We start from the raw sequence: 21,414 nt of genomic DNA on the forward strand, positions 1-21,414 counted from the left end.
TGCGCCACCCTTGCGCTTAACCCTGCGCCGCTCACCGACGCGAACCAGCACGCTACGGCCTGATACGGCTCCCCGTCCACGTTTGGTACAACCCGCAACTAGCACGTGACACAACGCGGTGTGACAGAAAACGCACGCGCGGCGCTGAAGGTAGTACGGGCCGCCGCGCGGCCCGTACCGCGCGACGGCCGGGGCCTCTCCTGTGGGGGGTGGCGGCCTCGGCCGTCCCGGCGGTGCCCTTCGGAGCGCACGCCGAGGCGTGCCGATGCCGCCCCCGCGCCCTTGCGTGCTGGGACTTCCCTGCTTCTTGGGGTTCCGCTACTTCTTGGGATCCTTCGCCCCGGTCGGCTTCGAACTCGGGTGCCCGCTCTGCTGACTCTCGGCTTTCCCGCCGGCCGCCTTGTCGCTGCCGTTGCCGGCGCCGCCGGTCTCCTGGCGTGCCCGCTCTGCCGCGCAGTACGCGTCCACGGACGCCTCTCCGCCCGCCTCCGCGAGGAAACGCTGCCAGGCGGGCGAGTCGAGCGCCTCGCCCCGGCCCCGTACGGATGCGTACGCGTGGCACTTGGCGAGGGTGTCACCGGCCTGGTCCGGGTGGCCGGCGGACCGGCCCGGCGCGCGGGAGGGGGCGGGCGCCGTGGCGGGTGGCGTGACCTGCTCCGGCGTGGGCCGCCCGGGGGAGCTGGAAGCGCTCCGCCTGGGCGTCGGCCGCTGTTCGGCGTCGTCGCCCGGGACGTCCCCGACCGCGCCGATCCCGGCCATCGCGACGCCGCCCAGCGTGACGCCCGCGACCAGCGTGCCCACGATGGTGCGCAGTGACCAGCGGGCGAGGCCTCGGGAGCGCGGACGCCAGTCGTCGCGGCGTCGTGTCCTGGCCGAATGGGCTCCCTGGTCACGGGCCTCGCGGAACGCGGCGACGGCCCGTTCCTGGGCGCCGTCCCGCTGTTCCGCCGAGCGTACGGCGGCGGCGAGCAGAGTCTCGAAGCCTCCGGCTCCTTCCGGGCCGGCCGGGCCGGCCGGGCCATGGTCCTGCCTGAGTGGGTTGTCAGTCATCTCGACTCCCCCAGCGTCGTGGGGCCGTCATCCGTCACACCTCGCGCGCCGAGCTGGTCCGCGAGCTTCTTGAGGCCGCGGTACGCGGCGGTCCGCACGGCGCCGGGGCGCTTGCCGAGGACGCGCGCGGCGGACGGCCCGTCGAGCCCGACGACGACGCGCAGGAGCACCGCCTCGGCCTGGTCGCGCGGAAGGTCGTTGATCAGCGTGAGCGCCTCCGCGGTGGAGATCGTCTCCAGGGCCTGGTCGAACGTGCTGTGGGTGCCGGGGAGTTCGAGCATGTCCTGTTCGAGGCCGGAGGGGCGCGGACGCACCTTCTGGCGGCGCAGGAGGTCGAGGGCGCGGTGGCGGGCGATGGTGGCGGTCCAGCCGCGGAACCCGGCGCCGTCCCCGCGGAAGCGTCCGAGGTCGCGGGCTATCTCCAGCCAGGCATCGGAGGCCACGTCCTCGGCCTCGTCGCCGACGAGGCCGCGCAGATATCCGACGAGACCGGGCTGCACGAGCCGGTACGCGACCGCGAAGGCGGTCTCGTCCCCCTCCTGAGCCCGCGCCACGGCCATGCCCAGCTCCTCGTCGCGCGCGTGCGTGCGACGGGGCTCCCCACCCTGGCCCAACCGTTTTCCTCTTCGTACGTCTGCGTACTGACCCGACGCGGCACAGATCGATGCGTCCATGCCCTCACGGTCATCAGCGTCCCGGCCCACAGAAATGTCACTGGGCACACATGTCACAGGGCGGCGCAGGTCTTGCCCTTCCCGCGGTCGCCGCCGCGTCCGTGGAGGGTCAGGTAGAAGGTCTGGAGGGATTCCTCGCGGCCGAGTTCGAAGCGGTTGACGACTTTGCCGAGGGGGTTCCACACGCGTCCGTCGGGCATGCGGACACCGGCGGGCTGCCCGAAGTAGGCGCGCTGGGCGGCGTCGAAGTCGACCCATACGGCGCCGGCCCGTCGCACGAGCACCTCCCCCACATACGCGCCGATGCCGAACAGGGCCCCCGCGACCGACGCCCGGTCCGCAGTCCCTTTACGCAGACCGTCGACGAGGAAGTCCGCGACGCGGAGGCTGGCGACGGTGTAGTCGAGCGGGAGCCGGTTCCGCGCGGTGGCGTGTGCGACTAAACCCGCGGCGTGCCGCCGCATGTCCGCCGCGTTCGGCTCAGGTTTGTGGCCCACTCCCATGGTGTCCGCTCCTCGTCCAGTTCGTGGAGCAGCCTTCGCAACTCCCCCGCCTGGCCCAGCGGATGACGGCACGTAAGCATCACGCGTCACACACATGTCGCTTCTCACATGACCAATCGGCAAAGGCCGTACAACCTTTGAGGCAACTGTGCGTCGTGCTGGACTGCTGCACAGAGGAGCGGACCGGGTGCCTGGGCTTCCGGCTCCGGGCCGTCAGCCGATCGCGATGCGCGGATGCGCGCCCGGCTGAACCCAGCTCATGATGCGGTCCATCGTGGCGCGCGGCACGGAGACACAGCCCGCGGTCGCGCCCGAGCCGTTGACGTGGAGGAAGATGCCCGCGCCGCGCCCCGGCACGGCGGGCCAGCGGTTGAAGTTGATGACGAGCGCCTTGGCGTACTGCGTCGGGTAGTTGATCAGGTGCTCGCTGCCGCGGTCGCCGCTCTCGGTGAGCGGGAAGTCCGCGCCCGCCGCGGTGTGCATCGAGTTGTAGAACTTGGACTCCGGGTCCTCGACCCACCACTGCGTGGAGTCGACGCGCGTGTACGGCATGTTGGTACCGCCCGCCTCGACACCGAACCCCTCGGTGAGGGTGTACGTGCCGGACGGCGTCGTGTAGGTGCTCTGGCGCCGCGTCGAGCCGGGGACGACGCCGTTGGAGCCGACGCGTCCCGCGCCGGTGGAGACGACCGACTTCCATCCCGCGGCGCCCTTGGCCCATGCGGTGACGGTCGCGTACGAGCCGCTGGACTTCACGGTGATGACCTGGGTGGCGTTGCCCACCTCGACGGGCACGGGGAAGTTGGGGGCGGAGCCCGGGGCGGGGGCCTTGGACCCGGTGGCGGCGGACTTGGCCGGGGAACCGGCGGAGGCCGCGGCCGAGGCGGACTTCGAGGCGGACGCGGAGGGGGAGCCACTCGGGCTCGCCTTCTTCGGCTTCTTCGCCTTCTTCGATGCGGAGGGCGAGGCGGACGTGGATGCCGGGGCGGACGCGGCGCCGGCGTCCTCGGCCCGCACCTGGTCCGCGCCGGACGACCCGGGCTTGTCCTGGTGCCCGCACGCGGCGGTGGCGGCCAGCAGGAGCACGGCACCTGCGGTGAGGATTCCGGTACGGGAGCGGGAAACGGGCAGCACGAAGAGACCCTTCGAGTGGGCTGGTGTGGGGAGGCGGCCCGTTTATATAGGAGCCCCTCACGCGCCCGCGACCCGAAAGACATTCCGGGCGCACCCTTCAGAATCCACCCGACTCCTCCACCTGGCGATACGTCGCCGGACACTCCTCCAGCATCGAGATGATCTCCGCCCGGCAGCAGGACGGGCCAGAAGAACGGCTTGAGCAGGAATCCAGCAGGCCGACAATTTCCCCGCGCCGGAATGCCTCCAGGGCGCGGCCAGGTTGCACGGGTCCGCGGCGATCAGTGGAGGTAATCCGCCAGCGCGGCGCGCGCCGGCGCCGAAAGGCGGTCCACCGCCATGTCCTCGAGCGTGACGCGCAGCATCTCCGGCTGCATCAGGGGGATGGCCGCGACGAGGAGTTCCTCACTCGCGTACAGCGGCTCCACCAGCTGGTAGAACACGGCGGATGCCACGGGCTGGGTCGAGTTCAGGAGCAGGTTCTCGGTGAACTCGGCGCATCGGCTGAGCAGTCCGGTGTCACGCTCCGCCTCGGGCATGAGCAGCTCGGGCCGGACCAGGTCGCGGAAGACCACGTCGCGCAGGAAGTCGTAGAGATCGAACCAGTCGAGATCCCCGGAGACGGCCTGTTCCGCGGACATCCCCGCCACGGCCTCGATCCCGTCCCGGGACTCCGGGACCATGATCAGGAGGAGACCGGGAATCTGGTGTCTGCCGATGTCGGGCATGCCGCACCTCTCTTTGTTCGCGGGGCCTGGGCCATCACACAGGGAACGGACCTGTGTAATGGACCTGACGCTCCCGCACTTCACGCCGCAACAATTCCCCGGCGTGCGGGCGGAGCTTCTCCCAGTTATCCGGATGACCCAGCAAATGATCCGTCACCCGGATGCTGGTCAGCTCCTTGATGAAGGGGCTGTGACTCCCCAGCTCCGACAAGCCCTCCAGGAAGTATGCGCACCGATTCGCCATTTCCTCGTCCAAGGGAACGGTCTCAAGGAGCGGCTTCAACACCTCACTCAGGAAGACTTCGCTGATCAGGGTGTACGCCCCCACTTCGGCAGCAGGCTGATTCACCGAGTCGGCGTACTCGCGTTCGTCCTCCTCCAACGCGAGAATCACCTCCCTCTGCTCCGGAAAGCACTCCCGAATGAGGTCCCGTACGAGGGCGGAGGCCGTGGGGCCGGCCTGCTCGGGCTCGGCGCCGTCCGCCGCTTCCGTCAATTCACTCCTGAGTCCTTCCGGGGCGCCGCCCTTGCCGTTCACTCGAGCGCTCCCGCCGCCCGGAGCGCGTGCAGCGTCGCCGGATATTCCTCGAGCATGGCTACCAGCTTCGTCCGAGTCCCCGGGAGGCTGTGCTTCCAGGCCCGTAGCAGGATGTCCTGGCTCTCCAGGAACTGTTCCAGGATTCCGAAGTGGACGGAGCTCTCGACGTAGGGATTCGGGTCGGCTGCCAGAGATTCGATGTACGCGAAGCAAACTCGAACGCCTGGCTCGTCATCCGGGGCACCGGCCCGCAGCAGGGGCAGCAGCACAGGCCTGGTGAACGCCTGAAGCAGGAATTCCAGCAGGTCGGAGACGCTCCCCTGCGACCATGCCCTGTAGCGGTCAGGATGTGCGGCGATCACCTCATCGAGCACGGTGCGGGCCCCCGGGACGATGCGCAGGAACTCTTCGACCGCACGACCTGTCCCTGTCGAAGTCACTTCTCGCCTCACCCGTTCCCCTCAAAGCAGCGCTTCGGAAACGGCGAGACGCACGTGCCCGGCACCGTGAAGCCCGGTTCTACAACACGGCACCCGTCATGGGCGAACGACGGAACAATCCGGTCACGTGCCTGCGGCCGTGCGCTCCGGGCGGGGGTACATCAGGACCGCCGCGCACACCACGGCGAGAAGTCCGACGGCGGGCACGGTCCACCACGGGATGCCGGTCCACACCGCCGGGAGCCCCACCCCGAAGCAGATGACGATGCTGCCGAAGAAGAGCCGCCTGCCGTACGGCTCCCAGGTGAAGGGCGCGTGGTCACGGGGACTGACCAGGCGTACCGCGCCGAACGCGAACGTCTGAGCCGCGAAGAACGCGGCGAGCATGCCCATGGCGGCGTTCATCTGGATCTCGTCACGGGGTGCCTCCGAGGTGCTCTGCCGGACGCCGTCCTTGCTGAGCACGACGATGTCGCGGCGCCAGACGGTGGCCGTGACCCGGTCGCCGGTCTCCAGCCGCTCCAGGAGCGGCCCCGGGTCACCGAAGTCGACGACTCCCGTCCAGGAGTTCCCGTCCTTTAGCGTCGCCGTATAGGTGGAACTCTTCCCACCGCTCTTGATCACCGTCTTCACGACGGTGAAATGCCAGGTGCTCAGGCAGTCCTTCTGCACCTGCGCCGTCGCACGGGCGGGGCACAGCTCGGCTGCCACATAGTCCCGGTAGCGATCCCTGTCGGAGGGCAACCACCAGGCGAACGCGATGTAGCAGAGCACCGCCGATATCAGAGAAACCAGGATCAGCAGCACGCCCACGGCCCGAGTCCGGCCCGGCGACTGCCGACGGACACCGCCCTTGCCTGGCTCCCCACCCATACTCTGAGCCCTAGTCCTCGCCCGTACCGTCATGACCCACCCCCTCCGCCCCATCCTCCGCGCGACGGAAACAGGGATACAACGAGGTCGGACGGCAGTCCGTGGGAGGTACAGGCTTCCGCATCCCGGCAATCCGGCCGCCGGGTGGAGACCCACAGCCGTACCGAGCCTTCAGGAACTCGCCCGCCTTCTCTCTTCCCTGATCTCCCGAATTCCACCGGCTGCGCCATCCCTCACTTCAGCCAGTGTTTGGTTCGCGCTCCCTGTCCTAGGGTGATGCTGTCCACATGTGTGATGGAGGGGGACAATCATGGATCCGGAGATCGCAGCGTTAGCGGGCACCGCAGGAACAACGCTGGTCACCATGCTGACAACCGACACCTGGCACAGCATCAGGGACGGGCTCGTCTCGCTGTGGCAGCGTGCTCGGCCCGACAGAGCGCCGGCCATCGCCGATGAAATCAGTGTGACCCGAGACGATCTGCTCGGCGCTCAAGCCGTAGGCGACCGCGAGGCCGAAGCTGAAGTCAAGGCCGAGTGGCAGGGCCGGATTCGGCGACTCCTTGCAGCCCATCCCGAGCTCGCTGAGGAGCTGCGGGCGATGCTTGTCGAACTGGCCCCGGATGACGCTGGGGTGCCTGCCGTGACGCAGCATGCCACCGCCTCCGGTCAAGCGCGGGTCTACCAAGCCGGCCGCGATGTTCAGATCAGCGGGGTGGAGGACGCGTGAGTGAGGACGCTTCGCTGCGTGCAGCGGCGTACGGGCAGGGGCGGATCTTCCAGTCCGAGCGGGACATTCAAATCACCGAACACCACCACCATGGAGCGCCGGACACGTCGGCCTCGGCCAATGGACCTGCCTCAGTGAGGGTGGCGTCGGCGGCGCCGCTGCGTGCGGCGCTGCGCGACAGGGAGGAGCTGCGCGAGGAGCTCCTCACGGCACTGGACGCCGACGGCGGTGTGCATGTGCTGCACGGGTTCGGAGGGTGCGGGAAGACCGCGGTGGCACGGTGGTTGTTCGACCAGTCCGTCCCGTCCCGGGTCGCGCTGTGGGTGGATGCCTCGACCGAGTTGCAGCTTCGCGCCGGAATGCTGGCAGTGGCCGCAGACAGGGGTGCCTCGCCCGAGGAGGTGCGGGCCGCGCAAGAGGGACGGCGGGCCGCGGCCGATCTGGTGTGGCAACGGCTCGACGCATCCCCGGAACCGTGGCTGCTGGTACTCGACAACGCTGACGACCCACGGCCCCTTCGGGACGGATGGCTGCGTAGCTCTTCGCGGGGAACGGTGCTGGTGACTTCCCGGCAGGCCGCCGATCCCGCCTGGACCGGCGCGAGAGCACGGATGCACCGGGTTGGCGTCCTGCCGGTGGTTGAGGCAGCGCACCTACTGCATGACCTGACACCCGGAGAACACCAGCCCGAAGCAACGCTGCGGTTGGCGCAGCGACTGGGGTGTCATCCACCGGCGCTTACCCTGGCCGGTGGCTTCCTGTCCCAACAACTGCTCGAAAGCTGGACAGTCGAGGAATACCTGGAACGGCTGGGCGAGGATCCCGTCACCCTGTTAGATCGAGGCGCTGGCTTGGAGAGCGGGGCTCGGGAGCGGCTGAGCCGCACCTGGCAACTCTCACTCGACGCCCTGACGCGGCGTGGCCTACCTGAAGCGACAGCCATATTGAGATTGCTGGCCTGCTGGGGGCATGCTCCGGTTCCTCTGGCGCTGCTCGCTCCGTCGGCTCTGGTCGCGGTGGGCGTACCCGGGCTTGCGGCAGAGCGCGTCGAAGCGGGGCTGCATGGCCTGTTGTCGGCATCGTTGGTAGACCTCTTCGAGGTGCCGGGCGGTGCAGATGGACGGCGTGTACGGTGCGTGACCGCGCACGGTCTCTTGCTGGAAACGATCAAAGCGGGCGTACCCGCAGGACAGCGAACAGAGCTGTACGGGGCGGCCGCCGCACTGGTCAGCCGGGCCGTGCTTCATGGCGGAGACGCGAGCACGACGCGATTGGCGGAACCGCACCTGGTGGCGTTGCTGGAGAACAGCTTCGCCGTTGGCAGTGTGCTGGAGGCAGCACGCCGGGTGCGGGATACCTACGACGTCGCGGGGCGATGGGCCGACGCTCTGCCCTTCGCTTCAGGAGTAGTTAAGGCCACTCCGGGAGAGGGAGCGGCCGGGGACGTCGTGGTGGTTGCCGACGCCATCAAACTGGGGGAGATCCTCCATATGAGTGGGGACTTCGCCGGAGCGGAGCCCGTGCTCAATAAGGCGCTGGATGGGGCGATGACATGGGCAGAGGAATCGCCGCTGCTTCAGGCAGACGCCTGTTTTCAGTTGTCGCATTGCTACGGCAAGAGCGGGCGGAACGCTGAAACCATCCGACTCCTCCATAGGGCTGGCGAGATCAGGCAACGCGTCCTGGGACCGACGCACGCTGACACCGTCGAGACGGTGGTCGCGCAGGCGGACAACCAATTCCTACTGGGCAACTACGGAGTGTCGCTCCGCCTTGCTCACCAACTGACGGACCTGGTGCCCAACCTTCACGGTGAACGCAGTGATGATGTCGCCGCACGTGCCCTTCTGGTCAGTGCGGCTGCGATGCGACATGCCCAAGTGGCTCGGACCCCAGAGAGCCCGTGGCGAGCAACCGTCGCCGCCCCCGCATCGGATGCCATTGCGGAGATCGAAGCGCAGGAACTTAGTTGGGACCTGGTGTGGGAGCGAGCACAGGCCGCTCTTGACGCTCACGTCCCCCTCTTCGGACCTGACCATCCTCGGACAGCTGCGGCTCGGCACAATCTTGCACTCGCGGCCTCGGCACATGACGATCAGGAGACAGCGATTGCCGAGTTCAGAAGAACGGTCGCCATACGTACCGCGCACCTGGGCACCGGGCACCCCTGGACCATTCAGGCGAGCGGAGGCCTGGCCCACTGCCTGGCGCTGCAAGGCGACACCGACGAAGCATCCACTCTCGCGGACAAGGCCTACGCTGACGCGCTCCGCATTCTCGGCCCCAAACACTTCATCACCGTGGGGTGCGCCGCTGCGCAAAAGGCAGCCTCATCATGAGTCGGTCACCTCGGCCGGCCTGGTAGGCGTTGGGAGTGAACAGCACCGGGTGTGCAGAGGTCACCGGCTCCCAAGCGGCACTCGCCCCCGCAGGCACTCGCCGCAGATTCCTCGTCGCCCTCCGGCCGGAACAGCCGCGCCTGCGTGTGCACGCCCTCGCATTCCCGCAGTTGAGCGATACGTGGCGGCATGGGTACGGGGCGGGCCTCCTCCGCCGCAGGCGCCGGTGGTACGTCACTCAGGATGTACCGGAACAGTCCGCCCGGCTTGAGGATCGGCTGCTTGGTGCCTGGCAAGCTGCGCTGCACATGCGCCCGCACGCCGCCTGGCGGGTGCCCCGCCTCCAGCTAGGCGCTTGCCAGTGCCGCCAGCTGCGGCAGTATGCCGCGCGGGACGCGGATCCTTGGTTCCAAGTCCAGGATTGTGGCGATGAGTTGGCGCCCGCCCTCTGTGGCCGTGGGAGCCTCAGGCGCCTCCGCCTCCGGAGGCGTCTCGGGATGGTGAGGGTGTTCTCAAGAACGGGTTTTTCTGGATGACGGCCGACGGTCCGACCCGTCGGCTCACCGGCGGCCGGGTTTCCGCCCGCCGGAGCCCCGTCCCGTAAGGCGAGCGCCTGCTCCGGCTTCAGCGGCACATTGGAGACGAGCTGCACGGTCGACCACAGTCCACGAACGCCCTGTTGGCGCCACTCGTGCAGATGGCCCTCACGCTTCAGTTCGCCCTTGGCGCGATTGAAGGCGCACTTGCCGATCTCGGCCTGACGGGCGGTTTTCGACAACGAGTCCTTGGCGTCGCCAGGGAGCGACAACTGCCAGGTCAGCAGCCGTACGGCGTCCGACGAGAGGCGCGGGTGGCGGAGGATTTCGTTCGGCACCTGAGTCAACTACCCGGTCGTGAAACGACCGGGCTTGCTGCTCGAGTCATCACTGGCTGTGATGGGTTCGGCTGCATCCAGTTCTCACGCGATGAGGGTGAGTTCAGGGGCCGTTGACTGGGCCCCGCAGACCCACGCCATCCAGCCGCGTTGGCGGATGTTGTGGGACGCGTTGTGGTCTGCGTGATCAACGAATCCGCAGACCCGGCACGAGAAGCGGGCCTGGGATGGCCGGTTGCCGCGTGCTGTGTGATGGCACATCGAGCATTCCCGGCTGGTGTAGGCCGGATCGACGTGCACGATCGGCACCCCGGCCCGCTTCGCCTTGTAGGCGATGAACGAGCCGAGTTGCGCGAACGGCCAGGAGTGGATCTTGACGCGTTGGGGCTTTCTCAGCCGTGCCCGCTCGCGGATGCCCGTGAGTGTCTCCAGGGCGATCCCGCGACCGGTGCGTTCAGCCTCCGCCACGATCCACTTCGAAATCTTGTGGTTGATGTCCTTAGCGCGCCGGGCTTCCTTGCCCGCATGCTTCTTCGCCCGCCGCTTGGCGGACTTGGTGTTCTTCTTCTGCAGCTTGGACCGCAGCTTGCGGTCACTCTCGCGCTTGCGGTTGATCCGCCTGCCGCAGTGTCGTGCCCCGTCGGAGGTGACCGCGATGTTCACGATCCCCAGGTCGACGCCGAGGAACCCGGCCGGATGAGAGTTCGGGGCGGCTTCGGGGATCTCGCACGTCGCGATCAGGAACCACTTCCCGCCCTGGAACACCAGGTCGGACTCACCCTGGCGGTGCGCAGCCAGCACAGCCAGCTGCCCGTCCTGCCCGGTGAACGCCACGCCCTTGAGCCGGCCGGCCGTGGTCCAGATGGACACCGTTTGCTGCAAGTGCTGCCAGGACAGCATCCGGTCGTCGTACGGCTGCGCAGCCTGGGGCCGGAAAACCACCGGCTTGCCCGAGGCCCGGGCATGACGCCTGGAACCGGGCCGCCCGTACCGGCCGCTACGCAGGTTCGCCTTCAGGGCGGTGTAGGCGTCGCAGGTCTTCTTGATCGCGTGCTGGGCGGCCTGCGCGCCCAGTCCCCACCGCTCCCGGATCTCGGCATAGGTGTGCTTGCGGAGGGCCAGCGGACGTCGTGCCTCTTTCTCGAAGGCGACGGACGCGGCCCACGTGGCGGCCTCGTTGCAGGCGTGCAGGGTCGCCTCAAGTGCCGCCGCCTGTACGGGCGTCGGCAGCAGCTTCACCCGCATCACCAGCTTCACGATCAGCGAACCTATACACCTGGACGAAGACCCACCACATGTTCGCCCCCGCCCCACCCGAACGAGCGACACCCGCTCCGGCCCTGCCCGCGCACACTGCCGTGGCCCGGCTCCGCCGGAACGCCTCCCGGCCGCTCCGCGTCGCACCCCGTGGATGCGATTCCTCCCGGGCGTGAACGCCCGGGGCTCCTCGCAAGAATCCGCTGAAGGGGCGCCGGGAGGCCGCCGGGTTCACGCAGGAGGAGTTGAGCGCGCGGGCCATCATGTCGCGCACCCACATCGCCCATATCGAGGCGGGCCGCCGCCGGCCGTCGCTTGAGGACGCGCGACGCCTGGACCAGGTGCTGACTACGGGCGGGGTATTCGAGAACTTCCTGCCGACTCAGGGAGAGGGCAGCGTCGACGAACACTTCGCGGAGGCACTGGAGTTGGAGCGACAGGCGACGGTGATTCGGACCTAGCACCGAAGCTGGTGCCCGGCATGCTCCAGACCAAGGCGTACGCCCGCGAAGTCCTTCAGCCCGGCTTCCCTCCGAAGACCGACGAGGAACGTTACAGGCTCCTTGTCACACGACTGGACCGGGCGCGCATCCTGGACAATTTCGCCTCACCAGTGACCTGGTATCTGCTCGACGAAGCGGTCCTACGACGACCGGTGGGCGGCCCGGCAGTAGTGAGCGGCAGCACGTCCGCGTTGCCGATGCCTCAGCCCTGACGATGTGGCAGAAGTCGAGCTACAGCGGCGGCGAGAGCGACGCCTGCCTCGAAGTCAACGACCACGCCTGCGCCGCCCACGTCCCCGTACGTGACAGCAAGAACCCTCACGGTCCGGCCGTCGTGTTCACCAGCGGCGCGTGGACGGCGTTCCTCGGTGCGGTGAAGGCAGCCGACCACCCGCGCCCCTGAGCGGCGGGCCTACTGGCCCACCCTCCCGTCGATGCACTCGCGCAGCAGGTCGGCGTGGCCGCAGTGGCGGGCGTACTCCTCGACCCGGTGCACCAGCAGCTCCCGGACCGGGATCTCGACCTTCCCGAGACGCTCGCCCAGATCCGCGTGCCCCGCGAGCGCGGCGTCCGTCGCGGCCTGCTCGCGTTCGAGATCGGCGTACGCGGCGTCGATCACGGCCTGCTCGGCGACGGCGCCGTTGAAGTCCCCGTCGGGCTCGCCGTACAGCTTCGGCAGCGGTTCGCCGTCGGTTATCCAGTTGAGCCAGTCCCGCTCCGCCTCGGCGAGGTGCCGGAGGAGGCCGAGCAGCGACATCGTCGACGGCGGCACCGACCGCCGGGCGAGCTGCTCCGGGTCCAGGCCCTCGCACTTCATGCGCAGGGTCAGGCGGTAGTCCGTCAGGAACGTCCGGAGCGTCTCCAGTTCGCCCTCCGCGCTGACGCCTTCGCTGCTGCGGGGGTCGTCGTCCGGGTCGGCCCACATGTCGGGGTAGACGCTCGCCTGGCTCCATCGTGCGGGTTGGTCAGTCATACGTCGCATGGTCGTCGGTGGCGGCCCGCGCCGCCACTGATTTGCGCGGCTGAGGCATGCCGCGGCGCACCCGTTGAAGTGAACCCCGAGGTACCCGCTGGGCCCAGCGCGGCCTGCCGAACGGGTCTGGCCCCGGAGGCACCAACAGGCTGTGGCCTGCCACGGGAAGCAGCGGCCCGCTGCTCGGCGATGAGAGGCGGAAAGGTCTCCATGCCCACACTCATTACTGGTCTGCGAAGAACGCTGGGGCGAAGCGGGGCTGCCGCAGCCACCGGCCTCGCGCTCGTCCTGACCGCGCCCGGAGCCGCGCTTGCCGCGCCGGGCGACCTCGATCCCGGCTTCGACGGCGACGGCAGAGTCGTCACCGACTTCGGCGGCTACGACGAGAGCCGCGACATGGCGTTGCAGGCGGACGGCAAGATCGTCACCGTCGGCCTCAACAATTCTCCGCAAGGCGACGCGGCCGACTTCACCCTGGCCCGCTACAACACCAACGGCAGCCTCGACACCAGCTTCGACGGCGACGGCCTGGTCCTGACCGACGTGAGCGGGGGCGACGAGGACATCGCCAACGGGGTGGCGGTGCAGCCGGACGGCAAGATCGTCGTGGTCGGCCGCAGTGTGGATCCCGTGAGCGGAGGCAACCGGTTCACGGTCGTCCGCTACAACAGCAACGGCAGCCTCGACACCGGCTTCGACGGCGACGGCATCGCGCTCACCGATTTCGGCACGGGTGCGCAGGAGGCCTTCGCGGTGACGGTGCAGGCCAACGGCGCGATCGTCGCCGTCGGCGAGAGCGGTCCCAACGTCGCGCTCGCCCGCTACAACCCCGACGGCAGCCTCGACACGGGCTTCGACGGCGATGGCAAGGTCACCACCGGCTTCGCGGGCGGCAGCGCGACCGCCTACGACGTGGCGATGCAGTCCGACGGCAGGATCGTCGTCACCGGCCGCGCCGGGTACAACTTCCCGGCGAACGCCTCCGATTTCGCGCTGGCCCGCTACAACTCCGACGGCAGCCTGGACACCGGCTTCTCCGGCGACGGGAAGGTCACCACCCCCTTCGCCGACGCCGACGTCGCCGCCGGGGTGAAGGTGCAGACCGACGGGAAGATCGTCGTCGCCGGAACCAGTGACTTCGACTTCGCGCTGGCCCGCTACAACCCCGACGGCAGCCTGGACACCGGCTTCTCCGGCGACGGGAAGGTCGCCACCAGTTTCGGGGCCGGCACCCTGGACGGGAGTTCCGACCTGGCGTTGCAGTCCGACGGCAAGATCGTCGCCGCCGGCATCAGCCAGGCCGACTTCGCCGTGGCCCGTTACAACGCCGACGGAAGCCTCGACGGCGGATTCGGGACCGGCGGCAAGGTGACCACCGACGTGTCCTCCTTCGGCTACTTCGACACGGCCAGCGCGGTGGCGGTGCAGTCCGACGGCAAGATCGTCGCCTCCGGCAACACCGGCGACGACCGCGGTCTGGTCCGCTACCAGGTCACCGGCACGCCGCCCCCGACCGGCGTGGACCTGTCCGTGACCAAGACCGGACCGGCCACCGTCAGCCTGGGTGACCAGGCCACCTACACCGTGACGGTGACCAACAAGAGCACCACGACGGCGGCCACCGGCGTCACGCTGACGGACACCCTCTCCGGACCCGGCACCGTACTGTCGGCCACGCCCGGCCAGGGCACCTGCACCATCACGTCCACCAGCGCCAACTGCGCGCTCGGCTCCCTCGCCGCGGGTGCCTCGACCACGGTGAAGGTGGTCGCCGAACCCAGGACCGCCACCGGCACCCTGTCCGACAAGGCCACGGTCACCGCCACGCAGACCGACCCGGTACCTGCCGACAACTCGGCGACGGCGACCAGCACGGTGAACAACGCGCACGGCTGCACGATCACCGGCACCAGCGGCGCCGACACCCTCACGGGTGGCTGGGGGAACGACGTGATCTGCGCCCTGAGCGGCAACGACACCGTCCGGGCGAGCTACGGCAGCGACACCGTCTACGGCGGCCCCGGAAACGACAACATCGACGGCGGATTCGACAACGACACCCTGATCGGTGGCCCCGGAAACGACACCCTGACCGGTTACTTCGGCAACGACCGGCTCAACACGGTCGACAACGTCTCCGGCAACGACACCGCCAACGGCGGCCTCGGCACCGACACCTGCACGACCGACCCCGGCGACGGACGCGTGAGCTGCCCGTAGCCCCGGCCTTTACCTACCGTGCCCCAGGCGTCACCGGAGCCCTGCCACGACAGGGCTCCGGTGATACACCGGGGCGGACGGAACCCTTCAGCTCGGACTGAATTCCCGTCAGTTCACGCCCACGGGAGGGCTGATGCTCCCCTTGAACACCCCGCCGTTCACCTCGCTCACGTCCTGCCGGTAGTTGATGTACCCGCCGTCGTGCGGAATGAGGAAGGTGAACCCGAACCTATGGGCTTTGATTCGCCCGGTCCTGGCGTCCAGGGTCAGAGTCTCGTTGAACCAGGCGAGCACGATCTGGGACGTGCTGGTGGCGATGCCGGTGCTCCGGAGCTGGGCGAGGACGGGGTCGAGCTCGCGGACGGCGGTCTTCACGTAGGCGCGGTCCTGTACGTCCTTCAACGCCGATGGCGGAAGCTTGACTTGAAGCTCGGCCGTGTCGCCCTTCTTCACTACGGTGACATCCTTGTTGCCCGCCTTGAGATAACCCCGGTACGCGTCGATGGCGGCCACCGAGTCCTCGACCTTGTTCTCCATCGCAGGGTTGGTGGAGGCGCCCTTCTTCCAGGCGGCGGTCCCCTCCTTGACGTAGGTCGTACCGCCGACGACAAACACCTTCTCCGCCTTCTCTACACCCTTGCTGCTGGTGATGACACCCTCCGAACGGAGGGCCTCCGGCTTCACGGTGCGCGACACGATGGCCTCGTAGGACGCGCCGCTCTCCTGCTCCTGGAGCTTGAGGGCCTCTTCGCCCTCCACGGCGAAGGTCCAGCCGGGTTCGGCGGCCATGGCTTTGTCGGCGAGGTCGAGGAAGTCGGCGGGGGTGGTGGGCGCGGAGGTCTTCCCCTCTCCCTTCACCTTCTCCTGCACCTTCGCGTCGGCCCGCTTCGTTGCGGTGGGCTTGGCCGCGTCCGAGCCACCCACCCCCGCGCCGCAACCGGCCAACACGACGCACAGGGGCGATATAGCCGTCAGATATCCAAGACGAAATCTCTTCACTTTCCGGCCTACTCCTCGTCCTCGTAACTCTGGAACCAGTGGGTGTCGTAGTACCGGGCGATCGAGTGGGGGTGCGAACGCTCGGTGAGCATACGGAAGACGAACTCGGCGGCGGTGCCGTCGAATCGCGTCCAGGTGTCGGCGATGTCCTGCGACGCGAGGACGGGCCAGCGGTCGGGGTCGTCGCCTTCGGTCAGCCAGTAGTACTGGTCCGCCTGCTCGGACGACCCCCACTCCAGGAGTCCGCCGGGCGCCGGATGGACGCCGTACGGCCTCCACAGGCTCGTGCCCGAGCGGGCCGCGAACCCGGCCAGATGCTCCGCGTTCTCCACGAAGTCCATGCCGGGGACGTCGGGCTCGGGCACGTAGAGGGTGAGGAAGCCGTCGAAGGCGCCGCATCCGAAGATCTCGGCAAGCTGCTTGAAGTCCGTGGGCAGCCGGGTGCCGAGCCGCGCCTCCACCGCATCCCAGTCGACCGTACGGGCCTCACCGGCCCACCCGGTCACGGCCACGACCCGCTCGACCCACGTGGTGTCGACGGACAGCTCCTCCACAACGGGCACGTCCCGCTCGGCGACGAGGACGACGTGCCGTATGTCGTCCCCCACCCGGACCGTCCCGGCCCCGATCCACTGGTCGGCGTGGGCCCAGGCCCGCATGTCGATCACGTCAGTACCGAAGGGCGTGAGCACGGGGAGCCCGGTCGTCGCATCGACGGTGGGATCGGCGTAGCCGCGCATGGCGAGGTTGCGGGAGGACCCGTAACGGCTGCTGATCCCGTCGATCAGTTCGAGGAGGTCGAGCTCTTCGGAGAGGGCGAGGCATACGTGTCCCGAGCCGTGCCCCTCCTCGCAGCACTCGAAGCGCCGAGCGCCTTTGCCGACCAACCGCGTTACAGCATCGACGAGTTCATCCGGCTCCATGACCGCCTCCAGCCTCCTGCGCTCGCCTCGTGCGAGTCTGCTGTCTTCCTTGATCGCCCGGACCTCCCGCCGGATGCGGAATCCGATGTAGCCCCACGCGGGGAGCGTCGCGACGAGGGCCGCCAGCCGGTCACTACGGTCCTCACCGGCCCCGAAAGTGATCGCCCCCATGAGTGCCACCCAGCACATGGCGTAGCCGAGCAGGCGATTCACGAGCGACTCCTCCGGTTCTCCTCGGGGAAACCGGGCCGGTTCTACAGCACGCCACCCTCAGCGCGCGAGCGACCGGAGCTTTCGGACATCGCTACGCGTGCGGCGCGCTCCTCGCATCAGGACGCCTGTAGGAAACGCCCTAGTCCGTGACGGCGGGTTCCGGCAGGGCGTCCGGGCGCGTACCGGGGACGGTCGGCCGTCGCTCCTCGCGCCTGCCCAGCGCCGCGAGAGCCAGCGTCACGGTGACCGAACCGGCCGCCATCAACGTGATCGCCGTGGCAGAGGAGGTGAGTTGGGCCAGCGTGCCCGCGAGGAGGGCGCCGATGCCTTGGAGGGCGGCCATGCCGGTGGCGTGCAGGCCGAGGGCCTGGCCCGCGAGGTCGTCCGGGGTGAGGGACAACAGACGTTCCTGCAGGACCAGGCTCGCGGCGAAACCGACGGAAGCGACGGTGACGGCGACCGCCGACAGCGCCGCTCCCGGCCGCAGGACGAAGAACAGGTAGGGAGCCGCGAGGAGCAGTCGCAGCGGGGTCGCGAGACGGGGGCGCACCCCGGGCGGCACCAGGCGGCCCACCGCCATGTCACCCACGAACATGCCCAGCGCCCCGACCGCGTACAGCGTGCCGGCGGCTCCGGGAGCGTAGGAGACGTAGAGCGAATCGCCGCCTACCACCAGGCCGTTGGGGACCCACAGGCCCAGGTACGCCAGGCGGCGGGGGCGCGAGGACCACAGGAGGGCGTTGGTGCGCCAGGTCGCCGCGACGGACGGGCGGCCGGAGGAGCGCGGTGCCCGCGCCGTGAGGCCCAAGCGGGTGACGAGGGCCGACATCACGTACAGCGCTGCCGCGAGGAGCAGGCAGGTCCGTGGGGACAGGAGCGCAAGCAGTACACCGCCCGTCGCGAAACCGGCCATCTGCGTCAGGCCCCAGAGCATGTTGTACACCGAACGGCCGAGCACATAGCCGTCCTTCGACAGGATCTCGTTGAGCAGCCCGCCACGCACTCCCCCGCCCAGCGACGCGACCAGGCCCTGGAGGAGTACGACGACGAACACCGCCCAGACCGGCAGCCCGTGCAGCGCGAGGACCGCCGTGCCGGCCGCGAAGGCGAGGGCGAGGCCGGACAGGACCGCGCGCGGTGGCAGGCGGTCGGAGCCCGAGAGCAGGAACGCGCCCCCCATCAGCTGCGCGAGCTGCGGCCCGAACATGCTCACTGCCGACAGGAGCGGGGAGCCGGTGGCCCGGAAGACCAGCGTGGCGAGGGCCAGGCCGCCGATCGTCTGGGCGGCGGCGAACGCGGCGAAGGAGAGCAGGAACGGGGTGAACTCCGGCGTGCGGAACAGGGTGCGGTAGCTGCGCATGCATCGAAGTCTGGGAGCGGACTGGGGGTCGTGTTTACTGTTTCGCCGACACGCGAAAGGTCGTACGTACGCATGGGCTTGTGGCAGATCGACGCGGACAGCCTCGCCCGCAGCCGGTTCGTGCTCTCGCCGTTCGCCGAGACCTTCGCGAGCCTGAGGCTGCTGCACGCGGGGACCGGTTCCCATCCGGGCGAGGATGCCTGGCTGCACACGCACCTGCCCGGCTACCGTGCGCGCCTGACGGCCGACCCGGTGGCCGCACTCCTCGTACAGGTGGCCATCGGCACGTCCTGGATCGCCGACTTCTTCTGCCCCACCTCGTGCGAGGGCGAGCGTTTCGAGGAGACCGTGGCCCGGGTGCGGGCGGCCGGGGCCGGGAAGGCGCGCGCCAACCTCCGGGTGTGCCTCGACGGCCCGCTCCCCGCCACCCTGGAGCGGGACGACCTGCCCGAGCGGGCGACCGCGCTGTTGACGTACGTCTGGCAGGAGACCGTACGGCCGTACTGGGAGCGGCGGCGGCGCGTTCTCGAGGCCGACATGATCGCGCGGACCACGCACGTGAGCCAGGGCGGCTGGGCGGCCGTCCTTGACTCGCTGAAGCCGGGGACACGGTGGCTCGGGGAGAGCCGGTTCCAGGTCAACCTGAACATGAATCCGCCGCGGGAGATCGCCGCCGGGGCCGACCTGCTGTTCATGCCGGTGACGCCGAGGACGAGTTGGGTGTCATGGGAGGGACGGGAGCGGTACGCCGTCGTCTACCCGTGCCTCGGGGTGCTCGCCGAGGACCACGACCGACGCCCCGTCCCGGCCGGGCTCGGCGCGCTCATCGGGACCACACGGGCCGGATTGCTGGTCCTCCTTGGAACTCCCATGAGCACGACCCAGTTGGTCGCCGTGACCGGGCAGGGGCTGGGGTCGGTGGGCAGGCACCTGCGGGTGCTGCTGGACGCGGGTCTTGTGGAGCGATGGCGTGCCGGGCGGTCGGTGCTGTACGTGCGGACGGCGGCCGGGGAGGTGCTGGTGGAGGCGTCGGGGCCGGAACCGGGGACATAACCGCAGGTGGGACCGAGGCCTGACGGCCCAAGGACCGGTGGCGCAGGCCCAGACCCGAGCCCGCCGGCCCCCGACCGCCCCGGCACTCTCCAAAGAACCCAGGAGCCAACCTGGCGACGATCACGGAGGCCCTGACGGCGTCGCTCCCGTAGGCCCAACTGCACAGCCCGGCACGCCTACTGACTCACCGCCTGAGGTCAGCTCCAGCCCTCAGGGCCCCGACTCCCCGCGCCAAACCGCACCCGTTCCAGGACTGCCCCAAATGCGACCGCCCGTTCCGCGCCCCGGAACCAGGCAACGATCAGTCACGCGGTCACTCACTCAGGCCCAGCACTGTCGGGAAGTCGCTGGGGAAATCCCTGGGCATGCCCGGCACGTCGATGGTGCGCCCGTACACGCCGGCCAGGAACTCGACGGCACCGACCGGGAACTCGATCCAGTCGGCGTTGTCCGTGCGGACGACCACCGGCCATGCGTCCGGGTCTGCGGGGCTCGTCCTCCAGTAGAAGGAGTCCCCCGAATTGGAATCCGCCCAGCCGATCAGGCCTCCCGGTTCCGGGAAGGGAACGTAGCCCTCGGTGTCGCCCATCTCGTACAGATCCTGGAGGATCTCGTCATTCCTGGACGCCGCCGCCCATGACGCCTCGGCACCGGGCGTCGGAACGGACACCATGACGAAGTCATCAATGACCAGCACCGGGTACGCCTCCGCCAGGGAGCGGAAGTCCGAGGGCAGCGCCGTCCCGAGGGCGGCCTCAAGGGCGGCCCAGTCCACGTTGCGCCCCCCAGGCACGCGCCACCGCGTCATCGACGGAAGCGCGGCCTCCAGCTCTTCGATGCTCAGCTGCATGTCGTCTGCCAATCCGTTCGACCACAGGCCGTGGTCGTAGCCCCAGGACTTGTCCTCCGACGGCGGTGGAGCATCGGCGCGGCGTCATACCGGCAGCCACGACGGCCTCCACGCGCGGGCACACCGGTCGGCGTGCACTGCATGCACGCCGAGCCAACACCCATTTTCACGCGAAAGGCGGTGAGCCGAATGACCCGGCCCGCCGTCTCACTTCGGAACATCACCCCCTGCGAAGCAGGCAACGATCTCGCCATCAGACCAGTTCCGGCCCGCAGCTTTGAACTCCGATTCCGGATGCGGCGAGATTCTCTTCAAGCAGACGAATTCCAACGTGAGTCCCACTTCGGCCGGTGGCCTTCAGGCCTATCGCTGAATTCATCGCTTCCGGCATCGATTCCCCGAAGATATCGCGGAAGGCTTTCATGATCTTCCCGCTGGATGCATCCGGGTCGACAGCCTTGATGCAACTACTTCCATGCTCGGCCAGAAGGAGGTCGCGAATGAAACTAGGGGCCTGCCCCCAGTCGCCGTCATCCGACTCGATCCCACAGTTACTGCAGGACCAATTGAACTCCCAGCGCAGCCTGCCTCGATCGGCGATCTGCACCCCCCACCCCTTTACAGGGTGATGGCAGTTCGTACATTCAGTCGGAATCCGAACCGCTTCCTCGTTCATTACCAGCCTCGCATGTCTGGAAGGCCGGGTACCTGCGGGCAATGAGCTCCAACGCCTCGCCGGAGAACAGGGATACACCGGCCTGGAACTCCGCAATGGTGCAGTTCCCCGCCACCGGGTCCCAAGACCTCGAGATGGTCAAGGTTTCACCAGTGGACACGAGTTCAATCAACAGGTCACTCTCCGTGAAGCTGATCCTTCCGGAGTTTCCCTCACGGACTGCCTTAGAGGAAAGAAGGAGACAGAACATGAAGTCGAGCACCGGAATTCCCGGGAACTCCTCGACCCCAAGGCCACCTGCGGCCAGCCGAATATCCGCCAAGAAGTACTCGCAGCGCAGGTCCATTTCACTGGCACGTTCCAGCTTCTCACGCTGCTTATCGAGCATTTCCCGCAGCGATTCCGTGGCAAAGGTTACGCTAAACATGACTCCCCGATATCAGACCTGCTGAATGACGATCGCCCCCAGGAACCCCTGCGGGCGATCGCTGTTCACATGCGCCT

Annotated in this window: 23 protein-coding genes; 7 read left to right on the forward strand and 16 right to left on the reverse strand. The window is 68.7% G+C overall.

The genetic code is table 11. From position 1 onward, the window contains the following. Positions 1–318 precede the first annotated feature (318 nt). The 8 genes from OG698_RS20045 to OG698_RS20080 form a co-directional block, all read right to left on the reverse strand. Positions 319–1,050 carry a hypothetical protein gene (locus tag OG698_RS20045; RefSeq protein ID WP_406104464.1) on the reverse strand — a complete coding sequence of 244 codons (732 nt, stop codon included), beginning with the start codon at positions 1,048–1,050 and terminating at the stop codon, positions 319–321. After that, positions 1,047–1,664, reverse strand: a complete 618-nt coding sequence (locus OG698_RS20050) for an RNA polymerase sigma factor (RefSeq protein WP_406111167.1) — start codon at positions 1,662–1,664, stop codon at positions 1,047–1,049. Before OG698_RS20050 ends, OG698_RS20045 begins: the two co-directional genes overlap by 4 nt. A gap of 113 nt (positions 1,665–1,777) precedes the next feature. Next, the gene (locus OG698_RS20055; RefSeq protein WP_406104466.1) at positions 1,778–2,227 is read right to left on the reverse strand and encodes a hypothetical protein; all 450 of its coding nucleotides are present in this window, start codon (positions 2,225–2,227) and stop codon (positions 1,778–1,780) included. A 213-nt stretch (positions 2,228–2,440) separates the two neighbouring features. Next, complete coding sequence (locus tag OG698_RS20060; RefSeq protein WP_406104467.1) at positions 2,441–3,361, reverse strand: L,D-transpeptidase family protein; 921 nt, start codon at positions 3,359–3,361, stop codon at positions 2,441–2,443. Between the two features lie 281 nt (positions 3,362–3,642). Then, positions 3,643–4,089, reverse strand: a complete 447-nt coding sequence (locus OG698_RS20065; RefSeq protein WP_406104468.1) for a hypothetical protein — start codon at positions 4,087–4,089, stop codon at positions 3,643–3,645. A gap of 34 nt (positions 4,090–4,123) precedes the next feature. Next, positions 4,124–4,627, reverse strand: a complete 504-nt coding sequence (locus tag OG698_RS20070) for a hypothetical protein (protein WP_406104470.1) — start codon at positions 4,625–4,627, stop codon at positions 4,124–4,126. Continuing rightward, on the reverse strand, positions 4,624–5,067 hold the full coding sequence (locus tag OG698_RS20075; protein ID WP_406104472.1) for a hypothetical protein: 444 nt from the start codon (positions 5,065–5,067) through the stop codon (positions 4,624–4,626). Before OG698_RS20075 ends, OG698_RS20070 begins: the two co-directional genes overlap by 4 nt. A gap of 123 nt (positions 5,068–5,190) precedes the next feature. Then, on the reverse strand, positions 5,191–5,940 hold the full coding sequence (locus OG698_RS20080) for a hypothetical protein (protein WP_406104473.1): 750 nt from the start codon (positions 5,938–5,940) through the stop codon (positions 5,191–5,193). A gap of 310 nt (positions 5,941–6,250) precedes the next feature. Between OG698_RS20080 and OG698_RS20085 the strand changes: the two genes are divergently transcribed. Further along, entirely contained in the window at positions 6,251–6,670 is a 420-nt protein-coding gene (locus OG698_RS20085) for a hypothetical protein (RefSeq protein ID WP_406104474.1), read from the forward strand. Then, positions 6,667–9,009, forward strand: a complete 2,343-nt coding sequence (locus OG698_RS20090; RefSeq protein WP_406104476.1) for a tetratricopeptide repeat protein — start codon at positions 6,667–6,669, stop codon at positions 9,007–9,009. The genes OG698_RS20085 and OG698_RS20090 overlap by 4 nt, the downstream gene beginning before the upstream one ends. A 958-nt stretch (positions 9,010–9,967) precedes the next feature. Here OG698_RS20090 and OG698_RS20095 read toward each other — a convergent pair. Continuing rightward, positions 9,968–11,140 (reverse strand): RNA-guided endonuclease InsQ/TnpB family protein, encoded by a 1,173-nt coding sequence (locus tag OG698_RS20095; RefSeq protein ID WP_406104478.1) that lies wholly within the window; start codon positions 11,138–11,140, stop codon positions 9,968–9,970. A 245-nt stretch (positions 11,141–11,385) separates the two neighbouring features. On the opposite strand from OG698_RS20095, the gene OG698_RS20100 reads away from it, so the two are divergent. From OG698_RS20100 to OG698_RS20110, 3 genes are read left to right on the forward strand one after another with little or no spacing between them, the layout of a single operon-like run. After that, on the forward strand, positions 11,386–11,601 hold the full coding sequence (locus OG698_RS20100) for a helix-turn-helix domain-containing protein (RefSeq protein WP_406104480.1): 216 nt from the start codon (positions 11,386–11,388) through the stop codon (positions 11,599–11,601). A gap of 20 nt (positions 11,602–11,621) precedes the next feature. After that, positions 11,622–11,855: a Scr1 family TA system antitoxin-like transcriptional regulator gene (locus tag OG698_RS20105; protein WP_406104482.1), complete on the forward strand. Its 234-nt coding sequence runs from the start codon at positions 11,622–11,624 to the stop codon at positions 11,853–11,855. A gap of 2 nt (positions 11,856–11,857) precedes the next feature. Beyond that, positions 11,858–12,046 (forward strand): DUF397 domain-containing protein, encoded by a 189-nt coding sequence (locus OG698_RS20110; protein ID WP_406104484.1) that lies wholly within the window; start codon positions 11,858–11,860, stop codon positions 12,044–12,046. A gap of 9 nt (positions 12,047–12,055) precedes the next feature. On the opposite strand, the gene OG698_RS20115 is transcribed toward OG698_RS20110, so the two are convergent. Then, positions 12,056–12,625: a DinB family protein gene (locus tag OG698_RS20115; RefSeq protein ID WP_327578269.1), complete on the reverse strand. Its 570-nt coding sequence runs from the start codon at positions 12,623–12,625 to the stop codon at positions 12,056–12,058. 201 nt (positions 12,626–12,826) lie between these two features. Between OG698_RS20115 and OG698_RS20120 the strand changes: the two genes are divergently transcribed. After that, positions 12,827–14,836, forward strand: coding sequence for a calcium-binding protein (locus tag OG698_RS20120; protein ID WP_406104487.1), 2,010 nt, complete (start codon positions 12,827–12,829; stop codon positions 14,834–14,836). Between the two features lie 108 nt (positions 14,837–14,944). Here OG698_RS20120 and OG698_RS20125 read toward each other — a convergent pair whose 3' ends face one another. From OG698_RS20125 to OG698_RS20135, 3 genes are all read right to left on the reverse strand, one after another. Next, positions 14,945–15,835 (reverse strand): hypothetical protein, encoded by an 891-nt coding sequence (locus OG698_RS20125; protein ID WP_406104488.1) that lies wholly within the window; start codon positions 15,833–15,835, stop codon positions 14,945–14,947. An 8-nt stretch (positions 15,836–15,843) separates the two neighbouring features. After that, positions 15,844–16,971 (reverse strand): hypothetical protein, encoded by a 1,128-nt coding sequence (locus tag OG698_RS20130; protein ID WP_406104490.1) that lies wholly within the window; start codon positions 16,969–16,971, stop codon positions 15,844–15,846. A gap of 139 nt (positions 16,972–17,110) precedes the next feature. Further along, a complete protein-coding gene (locus OG698_RS20135; RefSeq protein WP_406104492.1) occupies positions 17,111–18,331 on the reverse strand; it encodes an MFS transporter in 1,221 nt (406 codons plus the stop codon). A gap of 72 nt (positions 18,332–18,403) precedes the next feature. On the opposite strand from OG698_RS20135, the gene OG698_RS20140 reads away from it, so the two are divergent. After that, on the forward strand, positions 18,404–19,384 hold the full coding sequence (locus OG698_RS20140; protein ID WP_406104493.1) for an ArsR/SmtB family transcription factor: 981 nt from the start codon (positions 18,404–18,406) through the stop codon (positions 19,382–19,384). Between the two features lie 313 nt (positions 19,385–19,697). On the opposite strand, the gene OG698_RS20145 is transcribed toward OG698_RS20140, so the two are convergent. The 3 genes from OG698_RS20145 to OG698_RS20155 form a co-directional block, all read right to left on the reverse strand. Continuing rightward, positions 19,698–20,234, reverse strand: coding sequence for an SMI1/KNR4 family protein (locus tag OG698_RS20145; RefSeq protein ID WP_406104495.1), 537 nt, complete (start codon positions 20,232–20,234; stop codon positions 19,698–19,700). Between the two features lie 253 nt (positions 20,235–20,487). Then, positions 20,488–20,841 (reverse strand): hypothetical protein, encoded by a 354-nt coding sequence (locus OG698_RS20150; RefSeq protein ID WP_406104497.1) that lies wholly within the window; start codon positions 20,839–20,841, stop codon positions 20,488–20,490. 37 nt (positions 20,842–20,878) lie between these two features. Then, positions 20,879–21,337, reverse strand: a complete 459-nt coding sequence (locus OG698_RS20155; RefSeq protein ID WP_406104499.1) for a hypothetical protein — start codon at positions 21,335–21,337, stop codon at positions 20,879–20,881. Positions 21,338–21,414: the final 77 nt, after the last annotated feature.

The organism is Streptomyces sp. NBC_01003 (assembly GCF_045162695.1).
GTDB lineage: Bacteria > Actinomycetota > Actinomycetes > Streptomycetales > Streptomycetaceae > Streptomyces.

Bases quoted from the DNA above. Each gene is read 5' to 3' on its own strand.
- OG698_RS20045 (WP_406104464.1), bottom strand. From the start codon at position 1,050: ATGACTGACAACCCACTCAGGCAGGACCATGGCCCGGCCGGCCCGGCC.
- OG698_RS20055 (WP_406104466.1), bottom strand. From the start codon at position 2,227: ATGGGAGTGGGCCACAAACCTGAGCCGAACGCGGCGGACATGCGGCGG.
- OG698_RS20065 (WP_406104468.1), bottom strand. From the start codon at position 4,089: ATGCCCGACATCGGCAGACACCAGATTCCCGGTCTCCTCCTGATCATG.
- OG698_RS20080 (WP_406104473.1), bottom strand. From the start codon at position 5,940: ATGGGTGGGGAGCCAGGCAAGGGCGGTGTCCGTCGGCAGTCGCCGGGC.
- OG698_RS20085 (WP_406104474.1), top strand. From the start codon at position 6,251: ATGGATCCGGAGATCGCAGCGTTAGCGGGCACCGCAGGAACAACGCTG.
- OG698_RS20105 (WP_406104482.1), top strand. From the start codon at position 11,622: ATGCTCCAGACCAAGGCGTACGCCCGCGAAGTCCTTCAGCCCGGCTTC.
- OG698_RS20110 (WP_406104484.1), top strand. From the start codon at position 11,858: ATGTGGCAGAAGTCGAGCTACAGCGGCGGCGAGAGCGACGCCTGCCTC.
- OG698_RS20115 (WP_327578269.1), bottom strand. From the start codon at position 12,625: ATGCGACGTATGACTGACCAACCCGCACGATGGAGCCAGGCGAGCGTC.
- OG698_RS20120 (WP_406104487.1), top strand. From the start codon at position 12,827: ATGCCCACACTCATTACTGGTCTGCGAAGAACGCTGGGGCGAAGCGGG.
- OG698_RS20135 (WP_406104492.1), bottom strand. From the start codon at position 18,331: ATGCGCAGCTACCGCACCCTGTTCCGCACGCCGGAGTTCACCCCGTTC.
- OG698_RS20140 (WP_406104493.1), top strand. From the start codon at position 18,404: ATGGGCTTGTGGCAGATCGACGCGGACAGCCTCGCCCGCAGCCGGTTC.
- OG698_RS20145 (WP_406104495.1), bottom strand. From the start codon at position 20,234: ATGCAGCTGAGCATCGAAGAGCTGGAGGCCGCGCTTCCGTCGATGACG.
- OG698_RS20155 (WP_406104499.1), bottom strand. From the start codon at position 21,337: ATGTTTAGCGTAACCTTTGCCACGGAATCGCTGCGGGAAATGCTCGAT.